Source organism: Luteimonas galliterrae (genome assembly GCF_023374055.1).
GTDB classification, from domain to species: Bacteria; Pseudomonadota; Gammaproteobacteria; order Xanthomonadales; family Xanthomonadaceae; genus Luteimonas_C; species Luteimonas_C galliterrae.
In genome coordinates, this window is the sequence record NZ_JAMBEP010000001.1 from 1,997,255 (window position 1) to 2,018,356 (window position 21,102).

At 68.2% G+C, this 21,102-nt stretch carries 17 protein-coding genes; 11 read left to right on the plus strand and 6 right to left on the minus strand.

Annotation, left to right across the window (positions count from 1 at the left end; all coding sequences use genetic code 11):
• Positions 1–529 precede the first annotated feature (529 nt).
• Positions 530–2,296 carry a YadA-like family protein gene (locus M2650_RS09275; protein ID WP_249473528.1) on the minus strand — a complete coding sequence of 589 codons (1,767 nt, stop codon included), beginning with the start codon at positions 2,294–2,296 and terminating at the stop codon, positions 530–532.
• Between the two features lie 361 nt (positions 2,297–2,657).
• Between M2650_RS09275 and M2650_RS09280 the strand changes: the two genes are divergently transcribed.
• The 9 genes from M2650_RS09280 (at position 2,658) to M2650_RS09320 (ending at position 13,180) form a co-directional block, all read left to right on the plus strand.
• Positions 2,658–3,224, plus strand: coding sequence for an ECF-type sigma factor (locus M2650_RS09280; RefSeq protein WP_249473532.1), 567 nt, complete (start codon positions 2,658–2,660; stop codon positions 3,222–3,224).
• The gene (locus M2650_RS09285) at positions 3,221–5,830 is read left to right on the plus strand and encodes a serine/threonine-protein kinase (RefSeq protein ID WP_249473535.1); all 2,610 of its coding nucleotides are present in this window, start codon (positions 3,221–3,223) and stop codon (positions 5,828–5,830) included. The genes M2650_RS09280 and M2650_RS09285 overlap by 4 nt, the downstream gene beginning before the upstream one ends.
• Before the next feature lie 189 nt (positions 5,831–6,019).
• The gene (locus M2650_RS09290) at positions 6,020–7,453 is read left to right on the plus strand and encodes a Do family serine endopeptidase (RefSeq protein ID WP_249473543.1); all 1,434 of its coding nucleotides are present in this window, start codon (positions 6,020–6,022) and stop codon (positions 7,451–7,453) included.
• A gap of 85 nt (positions 7,454–7,538) precedes the next feature.
• Positions 7,539–7,901, plus strand: coding sequence for a hypothetical protein (locus tag M2650_RS09295; protein ID WP_249474350.1), 363 nt, complete (start codon positions 7,539–7,541; stop codon positions 7,899–7,901).
• Between the two features lie 9 nt (positions 7,902–7,910).
• The gene (locus tag M2650_RS09300) at positions 7,911–8,414 is read left to right on the plus strand and encodes a phage holin family protein (protein ID WP_425602516.1); all 504 of its coding nucleotides are present in this window, start codon (positions 7,911–7,913) and stop codon (positions 8,412–8,414) included.
• Complete coding sequence (locus M2650_RS09305) at positions 8,411–8,854, plus strand: hypothetical protein (protein WP_249473546.1); 444 nt, start codon at positions 8,411–8,413, stop codon at positions 8,852–8,854. The genes M2650_RS09300 and M2650_RS09305 overlap by 4 nt, the downstream gene beginning before the upstream one ends.
• Positions 8,855–9,106: 252 nt before the next feature.
• Complete coding sequence (locus M2650_RS09310) at positions 9,107–10,225, plus strand: AI-2E family transporter (RefSeq protein WP_249473550.1); 1,119 nt, start codon at positions 9,107–9,109, stop codon at positions 10,223–10,225.
• Positions 10,226–11,090: 865 nt separating this feature from the next.
• Positions 11,091–11,813, plus strand: coding sequence for an HAD family hydrolase (locus M2650_RS09315; RefSeq protein ID WP_249473553.1), 723 nt, complete (start codon positions 11,091–11,093; stop codon positions 11,811–11,813).
• Entirely contained in the window at positions 11,810–13,180 is a 1,371-nt protein-coding gene (locus M2650_RS09320) for a leucyl aminopeptidase family protein (RefSeq protein ID WP_249473555.1), read from the plus strand. Before M2650_RS09315 ends, M2650_RS09320 begins: the two co-directional genes overlap by 4 nt.
• Before the next feature lie 103 nt (positions 13,181–13,283).
• On the opposite strand, the gene M2650_RS09325 is transcribed toward M2650_RS09320, so the two are convergent.
• The 5 genes from M2650_RS09325 to M2650_RS09345 form a co-directional block, all read right to left on the minus strand.
• Positions 13,284–14,963 (minus strand): sensor domain-containing diguanylate cyclase, encoded by a 1,680-nt coding sequence (locus M2650_RS09325; RefSeq protein ID WP_249473562.1) that lies wholly within the window; start codon positions 14,961–14,963, stop codon positions 13,284–13,286.
• A 139-nt stretch (positions 14,964–15,102) separates the two neighbouring features.
• Positions 15,103–15,705 (minus strand): response regulator transcription factor, encoded by a 603-nt coding sequence (locus tag M2650_RS09330; RefSeq protein ID WP_249473564.1) that lies wholly within the window; start codon positions 15,703–15,705, stop codon positions 15,103–15,105.
• A complete protein-coding gene (locus M2650_RS09335; protein ID WP_425602538.1) occupies positions 15,702–16,904 on the minus strand; it encodes a sensor histidine kinase in 1,203 nt (400 codons plus the stop codon). Before M2650_RS09335 ends, M2650_RS09330 begins: the two co-directional genes overlap by 4 nt.
• A gap of 53 nt (positions 16,905–16,957) precedes the next feature.
• Positions 16,958–17,749 carry an ABC transporter permease gene (locus M2650_RS09340; protein ID WP_249473568.1) on the minus strand — a complete coding sequence of 264 codons (792 nt, stop codon included), beginning with the start codon at positions 17,747–17,749 and terminating at the stop codon, positions 16,958–16,960.
• Positions 17,749–18,675 carry an ABC transporter ATP-binding protein gene (locus M2650_RS09345; protein WP_249473571.1) on the minus strand — a complete coding sequence of 309 codons (927 nt, stop codon included), beginning with the start codon at positions 18,673–18,675 and terminating at the stop codon, positions 17,749–17,751. Before M2650_RS09345 ends, M2650_RS09340 begins: the two co-directional genes overlap by 1 nt.
• A 248-nt stretch (positions 18,676–18,923) precedes the next feature.
• On the opposite strand from M2650_RS09345, the gene M2650_RS09350 reads away from it, so the two are divergent.
• Together M2650_RS09350 and M2650_RS09355 are read left to right on the plus strand one after the other, a co-directional pair.
• Positions 18,924–20,183, plus strand: coding sequence for an efflux RND transporter periplasmic adaptor subunit (locus M2650_RS09350; RefSeq protein ID WP_249473574.1), 1,260 nt, complete (start codon positions 18,924–18,926; stop codon positions 20,181–20,183).
• 185 nt (positions 20,184–20,368) lie between these two features.
• Entirely contained in the window at positions 20,369–21,061 is a 693-nt protein-coding gene (locus tag M2650_RS09355) for an ABC transporter ATP-binding protein (protein WP_249473578.1), read from the plus strand.
• The last annotated feature ends 41 nt before the right edge of the window (positions 21,062–21,102 follow it).

Below are 21,102 nucleotides of genomic sequence, written 5' to 3' on the forward strand. Positions count from 1 at the left end.
GGGGCCCGGAGCCGCGCCGACGGCGATGCCGCGGCTGCGCTTTGCGCGCCGCGTTTCAGCTGTGTTTTCGTCCTGCCGGCCTGCCTGCTCGCATCATTCACCTCCCCCAAGGCGATGACCCGGAAACCAAGCCGGGTGATCATAAAATCACCACTGCTTGGGCCTCACCTGCCCCACACACCCCAAGATGTTGTGGCGGCGCGGGGATCCAAGCTACCCCTGGGCGGGGCCGAAGTCAACGGGTTTTATGATCCCGGTCATGCTTTTGCAGAATGGGCGTGGGCACGCGATCCCGAGGCAAAACCGGCCATATTCGGGGCCAAGCGGCTCTTTGTAGGAGCGGCTTCAGCCGCGAGCGCTTTCCCCAAGTTCGCGAGGCCGTGGAGGAAGAGCTCGCGGCTGAAGCCGCTCCTACAAAAGACGCCCCTGCGAGGGACATGGCGTAAAAACGCCGCGCGGCAGGAGCACCGCGCGGCGTGCCGGGGACGCCCCGGGGTGGTGGCGCGTCCGCAACGCTGGAAAGGCGCGATTACCAGCCCACGCCCATGCCCATGCCGACGGTGTCCTCGCCGTTGCCGCTGAAGGCCCCGCCCAGGGTGAAGGTGGCGTGGTCGTTGACCGCGCGCTGGTAGCCCACCGCCAGCGCGGCATGGCCGGCCTGGACGCCGGTGCCCACCGCCAGGCGGTTGCGCTGGCGGATGCCGGCGGCCGAGGCGGTCATCTGGGCCATGGCGGTGCCCATCGCGCCGATCCGGCTGATGCGTTTGTCCTGGTTGGCGAAGCGCTGGTTGACGTCGTTGCGGAAGGCGCCGATCTCGCCGGCGAAGCCGGTGATCTGGGCGATCTGCTGATCGGTGTAGGCATTGGCCGAGGACAGCGTTTGCGCATCGCCGGCATCCATCTGGCCTTTGTTGACCGCATCGGTCGCGGCCGCACCGGCGGCGAGATTGCCGATCACGGTGCCGCCCGCGCCTTCCAGTTGGATGCCGGTTTTGCTTGCATCCTGATAGGCCACGCTCAAGGGATTGCCGCCCTGGCCTGCGGGTCCTTGCGGACCGGGCGGACCGGGCGGACCCGGAATGCCGCCTTGCCCGCTCAACGCGGTGAGCCTGTCGTCCACCGCGGTGAACGCGTCGCCGATGCTGCCGTAGGCGTTGCCTTGAATCGTATAGCTGGGCGCGACGAACACGCCGCCGGCGTAGCTGGCGCCGCCGCCGAGCGCGGTCGCGAACGGGTGCAACTGGCCGACGTTCACCGCATCGGTGTCCTGCGTGCCGGCGAGCAGGTTCACCAGTTGATGTTCGTTGCCGGCGGCGCCGATCGATACGGTGTTCTCGCGATCGGCGCGCGCGCCGAAACCCAATGCGGTGCTGCCCGCAGCGCTGGCCTGCGCATCGACGCCGAAAGCGCTGGCATGGTCGGCAGTAGCGGCCACGCCGGCACCGATGGCCACGGCGCTGGTGCCGGTGGCGACGGCGGTTTCGGTGCTCGAGTCCAGGGTCGAACCACCCAACGCATCGACATCCAGCGTGACCAGACCATCGCCGTCGCGATCCCACCAAGTGCCCAGCGCGATGCTGTTCGCCCCCGTCGAAGCCGTACGCAGGCCGAACGCGACGCTACCGCTGCCGGCAGCGTGCGCGGCCCAGCCGATAGCGGCCGAATAGTCGCCGGCGGCGATGGTATCGGGACTGTCCTGGGCGCTGCCGATGACGTAGCGGCTCCCGAAAGTCAGGCTGCCCACGCCCGAAGCGAAAGTTTGCGTTCCCAGCGCCGCCGAGGCGACGCCGCTGGCTCTGTTGCCGTAGCCGAAGGCGCTGCTGCGTTCGGCGCTGGCATCGTTGCTGGCGCCGAAGGCGCTGCTCGCCTGTCCGGTGGCATTGTTGATGACGCCGACGGCCGAACTGTAATCGCCGAGGCTGTCGTTCGCGTATCCGACCGCCACGCTGCTCCCGCCGCTGCTGGCGTTCATGCTGCCGACCGCGGTGGACTGCAATCCCAGAGCCTCGTTTCCCACGCCGAAAGCGCTGCTCTTGTAGCCGCTGGCGACGACCTCGTTGCCCACCGCCACCGCGAACTGGTTGCTGGCGATGCTGTCCACGCCGAAAGCGACGCTGTCGTCGCCGCTGGCGTCGCTGCCGACGCCGCAGGCGAAAGCGCCGGCGCCGGACGCGGTCGAACCGGTGCCCGCTTCGCCGGCGTCGGTGTTGTCGCAAACCTCGCCCGCGGCCGCGCCGGCCGACAGCAGCATCAGGATCGCCGCGCCGAGCAGCGCGTGCCGAATGGGTCGTTTCATTTCGTACTCCCGAATCTTGTGGACGGCCGTCCCCGATCGGCGGCCTCGACAGCGGTCTCGCAACGCGGCGGCGAATCCGGACATGACCCCGTCGCGTCGCATCGCACTACAGCTCCAGGCCGAAGCTGGCGCCGGATCCGGACACCGCGACGCAAGAGAAAGCGGCCCGGCGCCGCCGCGACGCCGCCCGGTACCCTCCGGGACGGCCTCTGCGGGCGGGGAACCCACGACAGCGCCGGACCGCATGAACGGCCTCGCAAGCGCTCCTCGGATTCGGGTACGCGAAGCGGACACGCATTCGCTTGTCAGCCGCGGGCGCATGCGCGAGGCTTCGCAGGCGGGAGTGGCGCGGGGGTCGGGGATGGAAGCTGAGTCGGTGACGGTCCTGCTCAACCGCGCGCGCGGCGGCGACGCGGCGGCTGGCGATCGCGCCTACGCGCTCGTGTACGAACAATTGCGCGGCGCCGCGCGCCGGCAGCTGCGCCATCGCCGCGACCGCACGCTGTGCACCACCGCGCTGGTCAACGAAACCTGGCTCAAGCTGGCGCATGCCGATGTCGATCCGCGCGACCGCGAGCATTTCCTCGCGCTCGCCGCGCGCGCGATGCGGATGATCGTGATCGACCAGGCGCGGCGCAGCCTGGCGGAAAAACGCGGCGGCCAGTGCTTGCGCGTTACGCTCAATTCCAGTCTGGCCGGCGACGAGCGCGGCGCCGAAGACCTGCTCGCCCTGGACGCCGCCATGGCGCGTCTGGCCGAAGCCGATCCGCGTTTGGCGCAGGTCGTCGAGTGGCGCTATTTCGGCGGACTCACCGAACCGGAAGTCGCACAGATGCTCGGCGTCACCGACCGCACCGTGCGCCGCGACTGGCGCAAGGCGCGCGCTTTCCTGTTGCACGAGATGACCCGCAGCGAGGCGGCGCCATGACCGCGCCGAGCCTCGCGCAACGTGCGCTTGCGCTGTTCGACGAGCTGGTCGAATTGGACGTGGCGGAACGCGAACGGCGCCTGCGGGTTTTGCGCGAGCAAGACCCCGCATTGCACGCCGAAGTCGCCGCGATGCTGGCGATGGACCGCGCCGACGGCGCCGCGCTCGACCGCAGTCCCGAGTCGCTGCTGGCCGACGCGACGCTCGCCGACGAAGACGACGACGCGCTGATCGGCCAGCGCATCGGCCCCTGGCGCATCGCCGGGATCGTCGGCCGCGGCGGCATGGGTGCGGTCTACCGCGGCGAGCGCGCCGACGGCGAGTTCCAGCAGCAGGCCGCGATCAAGCTGATCCGCCTGGGCTTGGACCATCCCGAACTGCGCCGCCGCTTCTTGCGCGAGCGGCAGATCCTGGCGCGGCTCAAGCATCCGAACATCGCCACCCTGCTCGACGGCGGCGTGGCCGACAACGGCGCGCCCTACTTCGCGATGGAACTGATCGAAGGCGCACCGATCGACCGCTGGTGCGACGCGGGCGGGCTGGATGTGCGCGCGCGCATGCGCTTGTTCCTGCAGGTGTGCGCGGCGGTGCAGCACGCACACCAGAACCTCACCGTGCACCGCGACCTCAAGCCCAGCAACATCCTGGTGACCGACGACGGACAGGCCAAGCTGCTCGACTTCGGCATCGCCAAGTTGCTCGAGGCCGGCACCGACGGCGGCACCACGGCCGATCGCCCGTTCACGCCCGACTACGCCGCACCCGAACAGATCCGCGGCCAGGCGATCACCACCGCGACCGATCTGTATGCGCTCGGCATGGTGCTGTACCGCCTGCTGGCGGACGCGTATCCGTTCGGCGCCACCGGTTCGGCCGCATTGGCCCGGCTGGAACGCGAACCCGAGCCGCTCGCGCGCGCCGCCGAGCGTATCGCGCCCATGCAGGCGCAGGCGCGGCAGCTCGCACCGCGCGCGCTGGCCGCCGCGTTGCGCGGCGACTTGTCGGCGATCGTTCATCACTGCCTGCAATCCGACCCGTCGCGCCGCTACCCTTCCGCCGAAGCGCTGGCCGCCGATCTGCGCGCGTGGCTGGATGGGCGGCCGATCGCCGCGCGGCGCGGCGACCGGCGTTATCGATTGCGCAAGTTCGTCGCCCGCCACCGCTGGGGCGTCGCCGCGGCCACGCTGGCGATACTGACGTTGAGCGGCTCGACCGCGACCGCCGTCTGGCAGGCACGCGAGGCGCGCGAACAGGCGGCGCTCGCCGTCGCCAATGCCGAACGCGCCGAGGCCCAAGCCGCGCGCGCGCTGAGTACGCGCGATTTCGCCGTCGGCCTGTTTCGCGAAGCCGACCCGCTGCGCAGCGCGCGCGGCACGCAGTTGACCGCGGTGGATTTGCTCAAGGCCGCTGCGCAGCGCGTCGACAAGGAACTCGAACACGCGCCGGAGACCCAGGCCGAATTGCGTTCGGCGATCGGTTTCAGCCTGTACAACCTCGGCGATACCGAAGCCGGCCTGGCCCTGGTCGAACGCGGCCTGGCGCAACTGCGCAGCATCGGCGCGCAGGGCCAGACCTTGGCGCAGGTGCTGCAGGATCGCGCGATCATCCGCCGGATAGCGGCCGACTACGCCGGCGCCGAACGCGATGCCCGCGAAGGCCTGGCCCTGATCGAACACGCCACCGGCGAACAGGCGCGGCTATGGCGCAGCAAGCTGCGCAACACGCTGGCCACCAGCCTCACTTATCGCGGCCGCCACCGCGAAGGATTGGAATTGCAGCAGGCCGTGCTGGAAGACCGCCGCGTCCTGTTCGGCGACGCCAGCCCCGAACTGGCCGTGGATTGGAACAACCTGGGCAACGCCAACCTGCGCCTGGATCGCTACGCCGAGGCCGAAGCCGCCTTCCAACGCGCCACCGACCTGATGCTCGAACAGCACGGCCCGGATCACCCGCGCATGGTCTGGCTGCAGATGGGATTGGCGATGGCGCGCAGCGGCCAGGCCAGCCGCTGGCGCGAGGCCGAAACGGCCGTCGCCGAAGCCGAACGCGTATTGCGCAAGGCCTTGCCGCCGGCGCATCCGATCGCGATCAACGTGCAAGGCGTACGCGCCTATCTGCTCATGCAGGAAGGGCGATACGCCGAAGCCGAAGCCGCATTCGCCCGCGCCATTGCGCGCGCTCGCGCGCTCGACGACCCGCAGGCGCAAGTGGCGGTCCTGCAGGGGCAACAGGGCTTATGCCTGCTCAAGCAGGGTCGCGACGAGCAGGCCAAAGCGCTCTTGGCCGCCGCGATCGCCGGATTTCCCACCCGGCACGTCGCCGACGATCCGCCGCTCAACCGGCTGCAATCCGCCTACGGCCTGGCCTTGTTCCGCACCGGCGATCGCGCCCACGGCGAGAAAGAAATCCGCGCAGCCCTGCAACGCCTGCAATCCGCGCATTTCGCCGTCACCGACGACTATGCGGAAATCAGCAGCGACCTGGCGGCATTGCTCGAAGGCTCCGGCCGCGCCGATGAGGCGCAACGTTGGCGGCAGCGCGCCCGACTTACTTTCTCCCGGGTCTTGGGGCCTTCCCATCCACGCAGTCGGCTCGCCATGGGCTGATTCATGCTTGGCCAGCGCAAGGCGCTTGGGGCCGCGACGGCCGGGCGGCGAATGAACTTCATAGGCCATTTAACGGTCATTGCGGACACTAGACCGCCCATTCGGCCAGCGCGCCTCGGGCCTTGATTTGCCCGCAACGGCTACGATTTCACGTCTCATCCCCGTTTGAACCGGACAATCCGAACCACGATGCGTCCTCTGCCTACCCTGATCGCCCTCACCGCCGCCGCCGCATTCGGCGGCTTCGCCGCCACCGCCCTGCGCGACGGCTTGGAGACCCCGGCCCAGGCCGCCCCGGCCGCCGCGCCGCCGATCATAGCCGCCGTGCCCAACGTGGCCGCGCTGCCGACGTCGGTCGACGGCCAGGCGCTGCCGTCACTGGCGCCGATGCTGCAGCGGGTCACCCCGTCGGTGGTCAGCGTGCACAGCAAGCAGCGGGTGCGGGTGAGCCCGTTCGGCAACGATCCGATGTTCCGGCGCATGTTCCCCGAACTGTCGCAGGACCGCGTGCGCGAATCGCTGGGCTCGGGTGTGATCGTCGACGCGCAGCGCGGCTACGTGCTCACCAACCACCACGTGATCGAAGGCGCCGACGACGTCTCGGTGACGCTGGCCGACGGCCGCACGCTGAAGGCCGAATTCGTCGGTTCCGACGCCGACACCGACGTGGCGCTGATGAAGATCCCGCCGCAGAACCTGAGCGCGATCGCGCTGGCTGACAGCAATGCGCTGCGGGTCGGCGATTTCGTGGTGGCGGTGGGCAATCCGTTCGGCGTGGGCCAGACGGTGACGTCGGGCATCGTCTCGGCGGTCGGGCGCAGCAACCTGCCGGGCATCGGCTTCCAGAACTTCATCCAGACCGATGCGTCGATCAACCCCGGCAATTCCGGCGGCGCGCTGGTGAATTTGAAAGGCGAACTGGTCGGGATCAACACCGCCAGCTTCAATCCGCAGGGCAGCATGGCCGGCAACATCGGCTTGGGTTTCGCCATTCCCACCAACCTGGCCAGCAGCGTCATGCAGCAATTGGCCAGCAGCGGCCAGGTGCGGCGCGGCATCGTCGGCGTGGAAACCCAGGACGTGACCGAACGCGAATACCGCGCGTTCGGCCTGGACGAACCGCGCGGCGCCGCGGTGACGCGCGTCTATCCCGGCTCCGCGGCCGCGACCGCCGGCCTGCAGGTGGGCGACGTGATCGTCGCCGCCAACGGCCAGCGCATCGACGACAGCGAATCCTGGCGCAATTTCCAAGGCCTGCAACCGCTCAACAGCCAGCTGACGCTGGACGTGCGCCGCGACGGCAAGCCGCTGAAGCTGACTACCGGTCTGAGCGAAACGCGCCGCGACGGCCAAAGCATCGATCCGCGCCTGACCGGCGCCAACTTCGCCGAGCTGCCCGAATCGTTGCGCCGGCAGGGCTGGTCCGGCGTGCTGGTCACCGATGTCGCCAAGGGCAGCCGCGCCGCGCAAAGCGGGCTGCGCCAGAGCGATGTGATCCTGGCGGCCAGCAGCGGCAACTTCAGCGACCTGACCAGCTTCCGCGCCAGTTTCGCCAGGCCGCCGGAGCAACTGGTGCTGCGCATCGTGCGCGGCCGCGGCCAATACCAGGTGCTGATGCGTTGAATCCATTACGCTGAGCGGATTCACGGGCTCCCGACCCCGCACCGCCCATCATCGGCACACCCTAGCGAAGGAGTCCGCAATGAGCATGTCACCCACCGCCAGCGACGCCATCAAGAGCAATCTCGGCGAAGCCGGCGACCACATCAAGCAGGCGGCCTCGGCCGCGGGCGAAGCGATCAAGGGCGCTTCCAGCGTCGCTGGCGACGAACTGCGGCTGGGCAAGGCGCAAGTGAAGTCCGAACTCGCCGACAGCGCGCTGGCCGGCATCGCCGCCGCCGAAAACCTGGGCGAGGCCGCGCGCGAGCAGATGGATGTGTTGATGGACAAGAGCCGCGACGTGCTCGACAGCGCGTCCGAACTGATCCGCGAGCGTCCGCTGACCGCCTTCGGCATCGCGTTCGCCGCCGGCTGGCTGATCGCCAAGGTGGCGCGTTCCGGCAACAAGTAAGCTGGGCGCGTGAGCGATCCCAATCCAGCGCCGGACGACGAAGGCCGGGCGCCGCCGCAGCGGCCTGCACCAGCGGACAAGCCGCCGCACCTGGATGAGAGCGTGCGCCGGGTCGGTGCGGCCGGCAAAGCCAGCTTCGAAGCGGCGGTGGACAGCGGCCGCGCGCTGCGCCGACTGCTCATCGCCGACCTGGCGCTGGCGCGCAGCGCCTTCGGACGGGCGATGGCCTGGGTCGGCGTGGCGATCGTGTTCGGCGCTTCGGCCTGGCTGCTGATCATGGCGGCGGCGATCGCGCTGCTGCAGGCTTCGGGCTGGTCGTGGCTGGCCTCGATCGCGCTCTGCGCTTTGCTCAGCGCCGCGGTCGCCGGCATCGCGGCCTGGCGCGTGAGCCGCTTCTTCGACTACACCGGACTGCATGCGACGCGGCGCCAGTTGGCGCGGCTGGGCATCGGCGACGAGGCCGACGACAGCGACGAAACCTCGCCTACGCCGCCTCCGGAAGCGCGCGCATGAGATTCGAGCAACTCAAGCACCGCGTCGCGCGCCGCGAGCAGTTGCTCGAAGGCCGGCTGCAGCAGACTCGCGACCAATGGCAGACGCTGCGCACCACTTGGCGCGACAGCTGGACGCCGTTGCGGATCGTGGTGGCGGGCTTGATCAGCGGTTTCGTGGTCGGGCGCAGCGATCCGGTGCAGACGCTGGGCAAGCTGGGCGCGTTGGGAGGCAGCGGCACGCGCGTCCTGCAATTGGTCACGGCGCTGTCGGGCCTGTTCGCTTCCTTTCAAGCCAGTTCGGCCGCCGATGAGGCCGAGCATGCTGCGGACAAGGCCGACGTGGCGGCCGATGCCGCCGTCCAGGCGCCACATGCAGGCGATATCCCGGCTGCGACGCCCGAACCGGTCGTCGTCGCCCCGCGTCCAGCCGAAGCCGCAACCGAGCTGTCCGAGCGCTAGGCTTTTCCCTCTCCCCTTTGCGGGAGAGGGACAGGCCGAAGGCCAGGGAGAGGGGCCGGCTTTTCGCGCGATGTCACAGGAAAAACAAAAAAGCACGCTTCGCTCCGCTCACGCTCCCTCTCCTGCCCTGCGGGCATCCTCTCCCGCAAGCGGGAGAGGACATCGTGAATGCTCCACCTCGCGAAACCCCGTCCCTAACACGGCGCACACGCGAAAAAGCCTTATCGTTCGCACCCGCGCCGAATTCCGAACATGAACGCATCGCCCGACGCCGTATCCGCGCCCGACGCCTCGCCGGAACCGCCCGCGCCGCCGCCGCGTCCGCGCGCGTCCATGGCGCTCGTCGTGCTGGCCGTGCTCGCGGTCGGCTATACGCTTTGGGCCGCGCAGGAGATGATCCTGCCGGTGCTGCTGGCGATGTTCTTCGCGCTGATCGGCAACCCCATCCTGCGCGGACTGCGCCGCATGTACATCCCGCGCTTCCTTGGCGCGCTGCTGGTGCTGGCGCTGGGCTTGGCCGGCGCGGTGCTGCTCGGCCGCCAGCTGATCGTGCCGGCCGGCGAATGGATGCAGCAGATCCCCAAGGAACTGCGCGTGCTGGCGCCCAAGCTGCGGCAGATGACGCAGCCGATGCAGCAGGCCAACAAGGCCGCCGAATCTTTCGCGCGCGCGGCCAGCGAGCCGAACACGCGCAAGGTGCAGGTGGTCACCATCCAGGACCCCGATCCGTGGAAGTCGCTGACCGCCACGCCGAAGATGCTGGCCTCGGTGCTGGCGGTGGTGCTGCTGACGTTCTTCTTCATGACCTTCGGCGAGAACCTGCAGCGCAATGCGATCGCGCTGCTGCCCACGCGCCAGCGCAAGAAGCTGACCGTGGACATCCTGCAGTCGATCGAGCTGGAGATTTCGCGTTACGTGCTGACCATCAGCCTCATCAACACGCTGCTGGGCCTGGCGGTGGCCGCTTCGCTTTACGCGCTGGGTCTGGAGGTGCAGGAAGCGCTGTTGTGGGGCACGGTGGCGGCGCTGTTGAACTTCGCGCCTTATGTCGGGCCGTTGATCGGGGTGGGCCTGATGCTATTGATGGGCTTCGTCACGTTCGAGGGGTTGTGGCCGGACTACGAGTGGTCGCCTTTGGCGCCGGCGGCGATTTATCTGGCGCTGCATACGATCGAAGGCCAGATTGTCACGCCGATCGTGCTCGGCAGGCGCATGGCCTTGTCGCCGCTGGTGCTGATCCTGGCGCTGATGCTGTTCGGTTGGCTGTGGGGCATCATCGGCCTGCTGCTGGCGGTGCCGCTGCTGGTGTGCGTGAAGATCGTGCTGGGGCGGATCGAAGGTTTGGAGGGCTGGGCCAAGTTGCTCGAGTGACCTCAACGACCGACCCCTTTTGGCTCTGTAGAGCAAGGCTCGCCCCGCTGCTCTTGCTCCGGCTCTGTAGAGCGGAGCTTGTTCCGCTGCTCCTCGCTCTTAAGCCGTTCGCTCTTAAGACGTTCGCTCTCAAGCCGTTCGCTCTCAAGCCGTCATCCCAGCGAACGCTGGGACCCATCTTGCTCTTGCCCTTGCCCTTAAGCCGTCATCCCGGCGAGGCCGGGATCCAGGCCCGCGTCCTGGCCAGTTGCGCTGCGACTCGCGCCATGGACAAAGGCTTCCGCGCTGCGCGCGGGTCACTTTCTTTGTTGGCCCAAAGAAAGTAACCCAAGAAAGGGCCTGAACTGCGGTGCGATGCGTCGCACCTGAAGTCCGCCAGCGGCCCGGCTTTCGTCGCAGATGACCTTCTTACGCAGGTACTAGATTTTGATTCGTAGCGTATGGGTGACGTGGCTTTTGCGGAGTTGCGCTAAGGAGGCGTTCGGGTCGATCGCTTCGGATCTGAATGTCGAAGCGAAGGAGGAATCCCGAGAGCCGGTGAGAAGGGCCAAGAACGCGGGGGAGCCCCATCGCCGGGATCCCTTCCAAAGGCCCTTTTTCTTTGGTTACTGTTCTTTTTGGGCCCATCAAAAAGAAAGTAACTCGGCCGCGGTTTTAGCGGACGAAACCCCGGCCCAAAGGGCCGGCAGATCGCGAGAATCTCAAGCAAAGGCAGCGGGGCAAGCCCCGCTCTACAGAGCAACAGCAAATCTCCCCGGCCCCTTTTTTTCAAAGAGGGGAGACAAGCCAAGGCGCTGGTTCCCGGGGTACGTCGGGGATGACAGTCTAAAGAGGCCTGCGGCCTATTTCCCGTAAAATGCCCCGGGTGAGCTTCCCCGTCCGCGCCATCACCCTCGATCTCGACGACACGCTGTGGCCGTTTGCGCCGATCGGCGAGCGCATCGAGCGCGTGCTCGACGAATGGATGCGCGAACACAGCCCCGCCACCGCGGCCATGTTCCCGATCCCGGAAATGCGCGCCCTGCGCGACCGCGTCTTCGCCGAAAACCCGCAACTGATCCACGACCTCAGCACCCTGCGCCGCATGACCCTGCAACGCGCGCTGAGCGAGAGCGGCGGCGACCCCGCATTGGCCGATGCCGCCTACGATGCCTTCCACGCCGCGCGCAACCAGGTGGACTGCTATCCGGACAGCATCGACGCACTCGCACGCATCGCCGCGCACCTGCCGGTGGCAGCGCTGACCAACGGCAACGCCGATCTGCAGCTGATCGGCTTGGCCGGGCACTTCCGCTTCCAGCTCGGCGCGCGCGAACACGGCGCAGCCAAACCCGAGCCCAGCATCTTCCACGCCGCCTGCGAACGGCTCGGCGTGGCGCCCGCAGAAGTGCTGCATGTGGGCGACGATGTCGAGATGGACGTGGTCGGCGCCGCGCGCGCCGGCCTGCGCACCTGCTGGATCAACCGCGACGGCCGGCCCTGGCCGCATCGCGATCCGCAACCCGACCTGCATTTCGAGACGCTCGCCGCCCTGGCCGATTGGCTGGACGCGCATTCCCACCGCCGACCGGATACCGCCGCCGCATGAACCCGCCGAATGGTTTCGCTTCGGACCGAAGCAAGGCGTTGCCGCTGTACTGCGTGCAGCGCATCGGCTTCGACGAATGGCGCAAGTCGCAAACCCCGGGCATCGGGCAATGGATCGATGCGCAGACGTTCGACGCGGCCTCCGGCAGCCTGCTGTTGTTGCCCGGCGAAAACGGCATCGCCGGCGCAGTGTTGGGCATCGGCGATCCGCTCGATCCGTTCGCCTATGCGCATGCGCCGTTCGCGCTGCCGCCGGGCGACTGGGCGCTGGCGAACGACTTGCCCGCCGATGCGCAACGAGCGCTGCAGCTGGGCTGGGGCCTGGGCAGCTATCGTTTCGCGCGTTACAAGAAACCCACGCGTGCGCCGTCGCGCCTGGCCGCCGAAGCCCCGGATGCGGAAACGCTGGCGCTGCTGGCCGCGTCGCTGCGCGTGCGCGACCTGGTCAACACGCCGACCCAGGACATGGGCCCCCAGGAACTCGAAGACGCCGCGCGCGACATCGCCAAGACGCATGGCGCGCAGTTCGAAAGCATCGTCGGCGACGAACTTCTGAAGCAGAATTTCCCCGCCATCCACGCCGTCGGCCGCGCCTCGCATCGCGAGCCGCGCCTGATCGAGTTGAGTTGGGGCGACGCATCGCATCCGCACGTCGCCCTGGTCGGCAAGGGCGTGTGCTTCGACACCGGCGGCCTGGACATCAAGCCTGCCGACGGCATGCGCAACATGAAGAAGGACATGGGCGGCGCCGCGCACGCGCTGGCGCTGGCGGAACTGATCATGTCGCAAAAGTTGCCGATCCGCCTGACGCTGCTGATCCCGGCGGTGGAAAACGCGATCGGACCGGATGCGTTCCGCCCCGGCGAAGTGATCGCGACCCGCTCGGGCGTGAGCGTGGAGATCGACAACACCGATGCCGAAGGCCGCGTGATCCTGGGCGATGCGCTGGTCTACGCAGGCGAACGATCGCCGCAGTTGTTGATCGACTTCGCCACGCTCACCGGTGCGGCGCGCATCGCGCTGGGCCCGGACCTGCCGGCGCTTTACAGCAACGACGACGCGGTCGCCGACGCCTGGCTGGGCGCAAGCGCGCAAGTGCGCGACCCGGTGTGGCGCATGCCGTTATGGCGGCCTTACTGGCGCTACCTGACCAGCAGCATCGCCGACATGGCCAATGCCGGCAGCTCGCGCATGGCCGGCAGCGTGACCGCTGCGCTGTACCTGGAGCGCTTCGTGCCCGCGCAGCAGGCGTGGGCGCACCTGGACGTGTATGCCTGGAACGACAGCGACCGGCCGGGCAAACCCGCCGGCGGCGAAGCGCAGGGCCTGCGCGCCGCGTACGCGATGCTCAAATCCCGGTTCGCGTAAGTCGTAGCCCGGGTAAGCGCAGCGCACCCGGGATGCCCGCCGCGACGAAGTACGTCGTACAAGCACGTCCGTCCCGGGTGCGCTGCGCTTACCCGGGCTACGATCAGGCGCGGATCGGGGTGTTGCTTTGTTCGACCCGGTTGCGGCCGTTGCGTTTGGCGCGGTAAAGCGCCTCGTCGGCGGCGCGCAGCAGCGCATCGGTCGTGTTGCCGTCGCCCGGGAAGCCGGCCAGGCCGATCGATACCGTCACTTTCGGCAGTTCGCGGCCCAGGTGCTGCACGTGCAGCGCTTCCACGCCGGCGCGGATCGCGTTGGCGCGCTGCATCGCCGTATTGAGGTCGGCTTCCGGCAGGATCAGGGTGAATTCCTCGCCGCCGTAACGGCAGGCGATATCTTCGCCGCGCGTCTGGTCCTGCAGCAGTTGCCCGAACGCGGCGAGCAGCGCATCGCCGCCGGCATGGCCATGCACATCGTTGAACGCTTTGAAGTGGTCCAGGTCCAGCATCATCAACGACAGCGGCAGGCCGCGCCGCATGCAGCGCGACAACTCGCGCGCCATCGCTTCTTCCAGGTAGCGCCGGTTGAACAGGCCGGTTAGCGGCTCCCGGATCGATTGCAACCGCAGTCTTTCCTGCAGGTAAAGATTGGATAACGCCATCGACAACTGTTCGGCGGCCGCCTCGACGATGTCCATGCGCGCCAGGAAAGCCGCATTTTCGTCGGAGAGATAGATGAAGCCCAACTGCACGCCCTGCGCGGACAGCGGGATGCAGGCGGTAACGGCCTTGCCGGAAGCATCGATATGCGCGCAGCGCATGCCTTCGCTCTCGATGATCTGCGGCTGGCCGCGGCGCAGCGCCCAGCACTGCTCCGGCGCGACCATCGCGGCGCTGTCCGCGGCATGCTCGCCCCAGTGCGCCATCGCTTCGGCATGGTCCTGCGAGTTGCGCATGCGGTAGACCGTGCCGCCGGTGCCGGGCAACAGCGTCGACAGCATGCGCGAAGTGAGCTGCAGGGCTTCGGCGGGTTCTATGCAGCTCTGCAGCATGCTGCCGTAGCGGCTCAGTTCGCGCAGGTCCGCGCTGTTGCGCTTGAGCCGGGCGAGGCCGGTGTGCAACTGCGCGTTGGCGTCGGACGTCGCCGCCTCGGCCTGCCCGCGGCGCCGCACTTCCTGCACCAGCAGCCAGTACACGCCGGCGATCACGGCCAGGCCCAACGGAATCCCCAACAGGGCGATGGTCCTCAGCATCTGCGCGCTGTCGTGGCTGGAAGCGTCGCGCTCGACCAGCAGCGCTTCCTCGATCTCGACTATCTGCGCCTTCTGCCTGCGGATCGCCGACGACACGTCCTTGACTTCGGCGCCTACCGCCGCTTGCGCCGCAGGCAGGCCGCCTTGTTGGTATTTCTGTAGAGTGGCGGCCATCTGCGCGGCGCGCAACTCTATCTGCGACTGCAGCACGCGGGTCCTGGCCTGCTGCTGCGGATTGTCGGCCGTCAGCGCCCGCAGTTTTTCGTAGGTCGAAGGCAGCCGATCGCGCACGTTGCGGTAATCGGCCAGGTAATCCGCGTCGCCGGTCAGCAGGTAGCCGCGCTGCGCGGATTCGGCGTCGCGCAAGGTCGCTTCCAGCTCGTCCAACTGCCCGATCACGGCGTTGGTGTGCGCGACCCATTCCGAATCGGCGATCAGGCGTTGCGCGCCGACCACGACGGCGTAACCGATGGCCACGAAGATCAGCGCCGCGATCAGCAATCCGGTTTGAGTGCGGATCTTGGCGTTCTTCATAAAACAGATTCGCTAGGAACCGGCCCGATTATGCGCTCCGGCTGGCCGGCGCGCGCCCCGCCCGCGATCGGCCCTGCGAAAAACGTGGCTCTCGTCACTGTTACGGCACGGCCGTATCGGGCCGACCGTACGAATCGCTTTACAACCAGCCTTTCTGACGCGCCAATCGGTAGGCCTCGATGCGGTTGCCCACGCCCAGCTTGCCTATCGCTTCGGACAGGTAGTTGCGCACGGTGCCGTGCGACAGGCGCAACTGCGATGCGATTTCGTTCGCCGACTGCCCCTCTCCGGCCAACCGCAGGATCTGCCGTTCGCGGTCGCTGAGCGGGTCCGCCTCGGTCCAGGCGTCGATCGCCAATTGCGGATCGATCGCGCGGCCGCCGCGATGGACTTTGCGCAAGGCCTCGGCCAGATCCTCGGCCGGCGCATCTTTCAGCAGATAACCCGCGACGCCGGCATCGAGCGCACGGCGCAGGAAGCCGGCGCGCGCGAACGTGGTGACGATGACCACCTTGACCGGCAGTTCATGGCGCTGGATGCGTTGCGCCAATTCCAGGCCGGTCAACCCCGGCATTTCGATGTCGGTGATCAGCACGTCGGGCTTGAGCCGCTGCACTTCGCGCCAGGCGCTTTCGCCGTCGGCAGCCGCACCCAGCACTTCGATGTCCGACTCCAGGCCCAACAGCGCCGACAGCGCGCCGCGCACCATCGCCTGGTCCTCGGCCAGCAGGATCCGGATCATGCGGCGTTCAACCGCGCGCCGGGAGCCGGCGCAGGTTCGTCGTCTGCGTGAGACGGCATGCCGTCCGCGAAAGCGCGTGGCGGTTTGACCGGCACCCGCACCAGCAGCTTCGTGCCCTGGCCTTTGGGCGACTCGATGCTCAGCGTTCCGCCCAGCGCTGCGATCCTTTCGCGCATGCCGCACAAGCCATTGCCGTCGGCGACGATGCCGCCGTTGCCGTTGTCGTCGATGCGCAGCCGCACGCTATCGCCCTCGCAGGCGAACGCGACCTGGGCATGCGTGGCTTGGGCGTGCCGGGCGATGTTGGTGGCCGCCTCGCGCAGCACCAGCGACAGCGCGCGCTCGATCTCCGCCGGCAAGCCCGGCGGCGGATCGTAGGCGAAGTGGACCATCGAAGATTCCAGCAGCAGCCGCACCGACGCCAACTCGGCGGCAAGGTCGGTAGCGCGGATGCCGGTGACCGCGCTGCGCACCTCGGCCAGCGCATGGCGCGCGATCTTTTCGGCCTCCTCCACTTCGCGCCGCGAGGCTTCGCTGTCGCGGTCGAACAGCTTGCGCGACAGCTCGAGCTTCAGCGTGATCAGCGACAGCGTGTGGCCGAGCAGATCGTGCAGGTCGCGGCCGATGCGTTCGCGCTCGGCAGTGGCGGCGAGGCGGCGCACTTCGTCGTGCGACAGCTTGAGCGCGGCGTCCTTCTCCTGGTTGGCGCGCTCGACGTTGACGATCACGCCGATGATCATCGTCATCGCCGGTATCCAGACCAGCATCTGCCATGGATAGCCGATCCACTTCGCCCATCCCACGAACACGATGTTGAGCACCGCCAGCTGGGCCAGGTAAGCCAGCGCGTTGCGTTTGTCGGCCGTGCGCAGCATCACGCAACCGAAGATGAAATAGCTGATTCCGGCGGGATAACCGGGCAGCATCGCCATGCTCAGCGCGACCATGCCCAGCGCATAGCGGTAGGAAATGCGCCGCGGCGCCAGCAGCGTCATCGCGTACAGCAGCACGAACAGCGGATAGGACGCCAGCGTCAGCAAGGCCCAGCGCGCGCTGTAGCCGTTGGGCGAAAAGATCGGCGTGATGAACACCCAGATCGACCACAGCAGGTGCACGCCATCGGTCCACGGCGATTTGCCCTGGCGGACCATCGCCGCCACGGCCGAGTCCGGGGCGGGCGACAGCCAGGCCGGGAAGATCTTGAACGTCACCGGGCGATCCGTGGACGGTTGCGTGCGCCGATCATGCCACTTCAGCCGTAGCGGCGCAGGCGCCGCGCCGCCAGCAGCAGGAAGCCGGCCGTGAATCCGGCCAGCACGAGCGCATGCGGCCAGCCTGGACCCGTGTCGAAGCCGACCGCCGACAGCGACAGCATGTTCAAGTGATAGCTGGGCCAGACCGGGGCCAGTTGCTGCAACAGCTTGGGCATCACCGACAACGGGAACCACAGGCCGGACAGGAAGGCCATCGGCAGATAGACCAGGTTGATCAGCGCCGGCGCGCCCTGCCCTTTCACCAACGTGCCGAGCAACAGTCCCAGCGCGCAGAACGGCATCACGCCGATCATGTCGACAACGAACAGCCGCAGCAGCTGCGCCGGCTCGAGCCTCACATGGGCGACGAAGACCGCCAGCGCCATCAGCAGCGCCACGACCAAGCCTGCGACCGCGACCGCCATCGCCATCTTGCCCAGCAGGTAGGCCGCCGGCGGCATCGGCAGCGCGCGCTTGAGCATCAGCAGGCCGCCGTCGCGCTCCAGCGCCAGCGACACGCCGAAACCGAACAGGCCCGGCGCCATCACGCCGAAAGTGCCGTACGAGGCGAGCAGGAAGCGCGGCGCATCGGCGCCGCTCTTCTGGCCCAGCACGACGCCGAACATCAGATAGAACACGGCCGGAAACAGCAGCGTCGGCAACACGAAACCCGGATTTCGCAGATAGCGCAGGCATTCGCTGCGCGCTTCCTGCAGATAGGCGCGCAGGACGCGGCCGGCGGGCATGCGCGGCGCGCGATCGATGGCGGCGGGAAGGTCGATGGCGTCCATCAGGCGGCCTCGCGCTGTTCGGCGACGGCCTCATCGGCGTCGCGGGTGAGTTCGGTGAAGGCTTCGGCCAGGCCGGCGGCCTGCACTTCGAGCGCCGATACGCCCGCATCGGCGTCCAGCAGGCGGCGCAACAGCGCTTCGACGCGGCCGCTCGACATCCACAAGCGCTCGCCGTCCATCCGCGCTTCGACCACTTCCGGCCATGCGCGCACGGCTTCGGCGTCCAACCGCGTCGAGCAACGCACGCGCTTGAGCGAAACCCGCGCGCGCAGTTCGTCGACGCTGCCTTCGCTGATCGCCTTGCCGCGCGCCATTACGCAGACGCGGTCGGCCAGCGCTTCGGCTTCCTCCAGATAATGCGTGGTCAGCACGACCGAATTGCCTTCGGCGACCAGATGGCGGATCGCGACCCATAGTTTTTGCCGCGCCTGCACGTCCATGCCGACGCTGGGCTCGTCCAGGAACAGCAGCCGCGGCCGCCCGCACAACGCCAGCGCGAACTGCACGCGACGCTGCTGGCCGCCGGACAGCTTGCCGTACGGCCGCTGCAGCAGATCGGCGACGCCGGCCAGCTGCGCGCTTTCCTGCAGGCTGCGCGGCGACGGGTAGTAGCTGGCGGTCAGGCGGATCAGCTCGCCCACGCGCAGCGTCGCCGGCAGCGCGGCGTCCTGCAGCATCACGCCGATGCCGCGTCGCGCCTGGATGCGCTGCGGATCCTGTCCGAACAATTCCACCGTGCCGGCATCGGCGCGGACCAAGCCCAGCAGCAAGCCGATCGCGGTGGTCTTGCCGGCGCCGTTGGGCCCGAGCAGGGCCAGCAATTCGCCGCCATGCAGCGCCAGGTCCAAACCGTCCAAGGCCTGGACCTTGCCGTACGCCTTGCGCGCACCGCGCAGTCGCGCAAGTACCGTTTGTTGCGAAGTCATTGCGGCCGTCCTCCTCTCCGATTGCGGATAAGATTCGCTCCGCCGCGCGCGCCGCGGCAGTCGCGCCCATCAGGTATTCGGGATGACAGCCGTCAGATGACGCGGGCGGCGGCCGTCCGTAGGCTGCGATCCGTGAATCGGCGGCCGCACCGCCCACGCCGCGGCGCAGCATGGCCCTATGCGTGCGGCGGTTGGCGAAATGCGCGTTCTGCCGTCACACTTCGCATCTTTCCCTCGTCCAGTCTGCGATGAACGCCTCTTCCGAACTGTTGAAGGAACTCCGCATCGACCGCAAGGCGCCGCCGCCTCCGACGTCGCGGCGCGCGCTGTGGATCGCGCTGGCCGTGATCGCCGCGCTGCTGCTGGCGGCCGGCGCGGCCTGGGCGTTCTTCGCGCGCGACAAGGGCATCGAGGTGCGCACCGCTAGCGTGACGCCGATCGCGGCCGGCGGCGCATCGGCGTCGGTGCTCGACGCCAGCGGCTATGTTGTCGCGCGGCGAATGGCGACGGTCTCGGCCAAGATCACCGGGCGCGTGCGCGAAGTGCTGATCGAAGAAGGCCAGGCCGTGAAGGAAGGCCAGGTGATGGCCACGCTGGATCCGATCGACGCCGACGCCCAGCGCTCGCTCGCCTCCGCGCAGTTGGGCGCCGCGCGCAGCCAGGCGCAGAGCGTGCAGGCGCGGCTGGTCGAAGCCGAGGCCAATGCCAAGCGCTTGTCGTCGATGGTGCAGCGCCAGCTCGTGTCGCGCTCGCAATACGACCAGGCCGTGGCCCAGCGCGATTCGCTACGCGCCGAACTGCTCACTGCGCAGCGCAACGCCAAAGTCGCGGGCGATTCGCTGCGGATCGCCGATATCGGCGTGGACAACACCATCGTGCGCGCCCCGTTCTCCGGCGTGGTGACGGCCAAGGCCGCGCAGCCGGGCGAGATCGTGTCGCCGCTGTCGGCCGGCGGCGGCTTCACCCGCACCGGCATCGGCACCATCGTCGACATGGATTCGCTGGAAGTCGAAGTGGACGTCGGCGAAGCCTACATCGGCCGCGTGCAGCCGAAGATGCCGGTCGAGGCCACGCTCAACGCCTACCCGGATTGGAAGATCCCGGCCGAAGTGATCGCGATCATTCCCGCCGCCGACCGCGGCAAGGCCACGGTCAAGGTGCGCATCGCGATCAAGACCAAGGATCCGCGGATCGTGCCGGACATGGGCGTCAACGTCAGCTTCCTGGAGCCGGACAAGCCCGCCGCGACCCAGGCGCCGCCGCGCGGCGTGCGTGTGCCGGCGGCGGCCATCGCCAAGCGCGACGGCGGCGACGTGGCTTTCGTGATCGCTGGCGACGACAAGGACGCGGTCGAACAGCGCCCGCTCAAGCTCGGTCGCACGCTGGGCGACGACCGCGAAGTAACGTCCGGCCTGTCCGGCGGGGACGTGGTCGTGCTGGATCCGCCGGCCGAACTGCAGGACGGCGCAAAAGTACGGATAGCGGAGGACGAGGCGTCGAAAAATTGACACTTCGTTCGTCGTAGGTAAGTGCGGGGTGGTGGCTGCCTTTAAGCCGTCATTCCCGCGAAGGCGGGAATCCAGCGACTTGGCTCTTAGCGTGATGGATTCCTGACCTTAAAGAAGCGGAAAGTCGCTGGATTCCCGCCTTCGCGGGAATGACGGCCCTAAAAACCAAAGAAGAGGACTACGCGATGGCATCCCTGGTTTCCACCCGCAACCTCACCAAGACCTACCAGCGCGGCCCGGAAAAGATCGAAGTGCTGCACGGCATCGACCTGGAGATCGCCACGGGCGACTTCATCGCCCTGATGGGGCCGTCGGGCTCGGGCAAGAGCACCCTGCTCAATCTGATCGGCGGCCTGGATACGCCCACCTCGGGCGAGATCGAAGTCGGCGGCGAGCGCATCGACCGGATGGGCGCGGGCCAGCTGTCGGAATGGCGCAGCCACCACGTCGGCTTCGTGTTCCAGTTCTACAACCTGATGCCGATGCTGACCGCGCAGCGCAATGTCGAGTTGCCCCTGTTGCTGACCAACCTGGGCGGCGCGCAGCGCAAGCGCAACGCCGAGATCGCATTGACGCTGGTCGGTCTGGCCGACCGCAAATCGCACAAGCCCAACGAACTGTCCGGCGGCCAGCAGCAGCGCGTGGCGATCGCGCGCGCGATCGTGTCCGACCCTACCCTGCTGATCTGCGACGAGCCCACCGGCGATCTGGATCGCCAGTCGGCCGAGGAGATCCTGGGCCTGCTGCAACTGCTCAACCGCGAGCACGGCAAGACGATCGTGATGGTCACGCACGATCCCAAGGCCGCCGAGTACGCGTCGCACACGCTGCATCTCGACAAGGGCACTTTGGTCGAGCAGGTCCAGCACGCGGCGTGAGTTTGAGCCCCTCTCCCGCCGGGAGAGGGGTTGGGGTGAGG

What these genes read in the sequence shown, in the direction of transcription:
- M2650_RS09285 (WP_249473535.1), top strand. Translation starts at nt 3,221, where the DNA reads ATGACCGCGCCGAGCCTCGCGCAACGTGCGCTTGCGCTGTTCGACGAG.
- M2650_RS09320 (WP_249473555.1), top strand. Translation starts at nt 11,810, where the DNA reads ATGAACCCGCCGAATGGTTTCGCTTCGGACCGAAGCAAGGCGTTGCCG.
- M2650_RS09340 (WP_249473568.1), bottom strand. Translation starts at nt 17,749, where the DNA reads ATGGACGCCATCGACCTTCCCGCCGCCATCGATCGCGCGCCGCGCATG.
- M2650_RS09275 (WP_249473528.1), bottom strand. Translation starts at nt 2,296, where the DNA reads ATGAAACGACCCATTCGGCACGCGCTGCTCGGCGCGGCGATCCTGATG.
- M2650_RS09350 (WP_249473574.1), top strand. Translation starts at nt 18,924, where the DNA reads ATGAACGCCTCTTCCGAACTGTTGAAGGAACTCCGCATCGACCGCAAG.
- M2650_RS09280 (WP_249473532.1), top strand. Translation starts at nt 2,658, where the DNA reads ATGGAAGCTGAGTCGGTGACGGTCCTGCTCAACCGCGCGCGCGGCGGC.
- M2650_RS09325 (WP_249473562.1), bottom strand. Translation starts at nt 14,963, where the DNA reads ATGAAGAACGCCAAGATCCGCACTCAAACCGGATTGCTGATCGCGGCG.
- M2650_RS09355 (WP_249473578.1), top strand. Translation starts at nt 20,369, where the DNA reads ATGGCATCCCTGGTTTCCACCCGCAACCTCACCAAGACCTACCAGCGC.
- M2650_RS09305 (WP_249473546.1), top strand. Translation starts at nt 8,411, where the DNA reads ATGAGATTCGAGCAACTCAAGCACCGCGTCGCGCGCCGCGAGCAGTTG.
- M2650_RS09290 (WP_249473543.1), top strand. Translation starts at nt 6,020, where the DNA reads ATGCGTCCTCTGCCTACCCTGATCGCCCTCACCGCCGCCGCCGCATTC.
- M2650_RS09345 (WP_249473571.1), bottom strand. Translation starts at nt 18,675, where the DNA reads ATGACTTCGCAACAAACGGTACTTGCGCGACTGCGCGGTGCGCGCAAG.
- M2650_RS09295 (WP_249474350.1), top strand. Translation starts at nt 7,539, where the DNA reads ATGTCACCCACCGCCAGCGACGCCATCAAGAGCAATCTCGGCGAAGCC.
- M2650_RS09310 (WP_249473550.1), top strand. Translation starts at nt 9,107, where the DNA reads ATGAACGCATCGCCCGACGCCGTATCCGCGCCCGACGCCTCGCCGGAA.
- M2650_RS09330 (WP_249473564.1), bottom strand. Translation starts at nt 15,705, where the DNA reads ATGATCCGGATCCTGCTGGCCGAGGACCAGGCGATGGTGCGCGGCGCG.